This window comes from Moorena sp. SIO2C4 (genome assembly GCF_010672485.1).
GTDB classification, from domain to species: Bacteria; Cyanobacteriota; Cyanobacteriia; order Cyanobacteriales; family Coleofasciculaceae; genus Moorena; species Moorena producens.
Genome location: NZ_JAAHGN010000967.1, coordinates 1 through 2,941 on the forward strand (window position 1 = coordinate 1; position 2,941 = coordinate 2,941).

Annotated in this window: 1 protein-coding gene and 1 pseudogene; one reads left to right on the forward strand and one right to left on the reverse strand. The window is 43.7% G+C overall.

Annotation, left to right across the window (positions count from 1 at the left end):
- Positions 1-312: 312 nt before the first annotated feature.
- Complete coding sequence (locus F6K20_RS32180; RefSeq protein WP_287297476.1) at positions 313-1,410, reverse strand: hypothetical protein; 1,098 nt, start codon at positions 1,408-1,410, stop codon at positions 313-315.
- An 851-nt stretch (positions 1,411-2,261) separates the two neighbouring features.
- Here F6K20_RS32180 and F6K20_RS32185 point away from each other — a divergent pair.
- Positions 2,262-2,941 (forward strand): annotated as a pseudogene (locus F6K20_RS32185) (Zn-dependent protease with chaperone function); the annotation flags it as partial.

The following is a 2,941-nucleotide window of genomic DNA, read 5'->3' on the forward strand; positions in this document are numbered from 1 at the left end:
TACATTCAAGCCCCCTAAATCCCCCAATTTTGGGGGACTTTTACCAACAAATGGATTCTTGTTCCCCCCAGAATTGGGGGGCTAGGGGGGCAAAATTCAGTATCAAAAAACTTTTCAGATATCCTCTTAATGCGTAGTGCTCTAATGATAGATAGGGGATGATTGAAGTTACTTAATAAGGAAGCAGGGAGCAGGGAGTAGGGAACAAATCTCCCCAAACTCCTCTCTCTTTTCCTATTCCCTAGGCGCTAACCTATCGCAACAATCATCCCGCTGTAATACTTAAGTGATTAGGTAATCAATTTATCCGTTTTATTCTACTATTGGGAAGGTCTCGGTGCGGAAGCGAATTTTAACCTGACCAATGATTTCAGTACTCATGGTGACGTTATCAAATGAACTTTCATTAGTTGCTTTGACTTTTAGTTTGTTGAAGTTTGCTCCAACAGAAGCACGACCCCATCCCCACCTAGCACTGGCTCGGATAGAAGCGCCAGCTTGTAAACGGTCGTACTCGCTTTTTCGTCTAGTTTCTGTTTCGGTAGCAGTAACGTTAAAGGTAAGTTTAGAAAGGATTTCACCATCGGTGATCACAATCCGTGCCATACCCTGCCGTGCCATCTCCCGTAGATGATCAATCAAGCTCTGTGCCAGTGACTCAGAGAGTTTGCGACGAATTACTTGGACTTGAGGAACTGTGAAAGAATTCTTCTGCTCTGGTGTGATAGTGAGTTTAAGGGGTTGTTCCAGGTTGACCGTTTCTGCTTCTAATGCTCTTGCTACCTCCTTTAATTTAGTAACACCAGCCTTGCCAGGATTGCCGGTGTTTTGGTCTGTAGGTGTGTTTGGAAATATATAGTTCGCCCGTACAAGAGTGCCGCCATTTCCATCCGGGTAGTTTTCATTAAGGTGTGCCTTAATCTCCGCATCAGAGACGTTCTCAGCCTCAAACTGCTTGAGGGTTTTGGCTAGGTTAGCAACCAGCTCAGCATAGGCTTCGATCTGTCTGATTGTCGCAGCGATAATAGCATCGAAAGTACCGTTAATTAAGCCAGCAGTAAACTCCACAAAGCCTAGGTCTTGTACTTGCTTGGCGGCATTAATACCGGTATTAACAGCATCACCGATAGCCATGCCTCCAACCATGGATATCTGAGATTGCTGCTGATTCAGTTTTTCCTCAACCAATTCCTGGAGTGTGTTACCGAGGATATCAGCAATACCATCGCGCACTAGTTGCTGCTCTTGCTGGTCGCTAATCCGTGCTAGCGCTGAATCAACAATCTCGGTGACGATGCGGTTAACACCTTCTTCTATTAGTGCTTCAGTAGACGGATTTTTATCCGTGGACTGAATTTCTGGGTTTGGCATCTCACCTAACTGTGGCGGGATTGGATTTTGTGAAGTCATGGCATGATGTCCTTAATATTAAATGGGATAAATCGGGGTAATTTATCTAGCCCTTGGATTAGTAATTTAACATTATGCATTCCCTTGATCACAACTTTCAAATGAGTATATCACACTGAATTGGATCAATAAAGGTACCTCCTAGCAATTATCCTAGCTATGAGGTACAAAATTTCGGGATTTTAGGGAACAGCGGATCTGGGAACAGGGAATAGGAATGCGCTGCATCAAAACAGGGAATCAACGTCAAAGAATACTGTACCTCATAACGGCGATAAACGCTAGATATACTCCTTAATTTACGAAGGAATAACGTTTTTGTAACAAAATAACAGCTTAAAGATTATTTTTCCACCCTGAAAAAGCGTTGTTTATAGCAACATATCATTATCATGCGTAGCTTAATTATGGTATAATTAAGCTATCCTATAACCCCACTTTTTTTTGAAAAAAAATCTAAAATTCACCCATACGTTGTGAATGTAGAGGCTGATGTAGAGGCTGATGCTTTCAATCATTAATCCTTAATTTCAGCAGCAAAAAATATTAGCATACACCCTAATCAATGGGGCTATTATGGTTTTTAAATGAAATGTAAACAAAAGATGATGGAGCAATAAAAATTCGGATCAAAGACCAGCTAAGACTAGGAAAGATATTCGAGGATTTTTTGATGTAGGCTAAATGAGCCTAAGTTTTTATGACCTATTCATAAAAGCTATATTATTACTGAAGTCTGGATCGTGCCTACTGCTCAACACCTGTGAAATCATTACATCGAACTGAGGCGCGATCAAATCCGTAGCCCAAGGTTATCTTAAAGGAAGATAGGGACAAACACTCTTAACCTCATGGCATCTATTCCTAATCCAACTCTGGCAGCTGGTCTAGCAGCTCTCAAACAGGGCAATTACCAGGATGCGATCGCACACTTAGAAGGTGTCTGTGAGATGGAGTTGGATGACTCCATTGTGACGGAAGCCTCTCAATCCCTAGTCGAGGCTTATCCTAAGCATGGTCAGCCAGAAAAAGCGATCGCACTTTGCCAACACCTGAGGGAACACCCTGACCCCCAGATACAGGAATGGGCAGCTAAAACTGAGGCTGAGTTAATTACCAAGTATCCGGTTGCTGCTAAATCCCCTACTGATGCCACAGGGTTTACCCCCCTAGAGGATCAGGCTTCTAGCCCACTGAAACTGAGCCGTAAACCAAACCAGACTGCTTCATCTTCTTCCCTATTACCAGTTCCCTACTCTCCCCCGGATATTCCCACCCTCTACACTCCTCGTCCTCGATGGCGCAACTGTGGACGAGCACAGCATTGGCATCCCCTGAAATCTGCCAAGATGGAACGGTTGTGGTTAGTCGCAATCACGGTTGCGATCGCATTTTTCTGGCTACTGCGGGTTCTAGTGGAATTCGCCATGGAAACCATCAATTCCATCTTGGTAGAGTTACCCTGGTTCCAACCCTTCCAATTGTTATACCGTGACCCAACCGTAGCCCTAGAAATTACCTTAGCCATCCT

What these genes read in the sequence shown, in the direction of transcription:
- F6K20_RS32180 (WP_287297476.1), bottom strand. Translation starts at nt 1,410, where the DNA reads ATGACTTCACAAAATCCAATCCCGCCACAGTTAGGTGAGATGCCAAAC.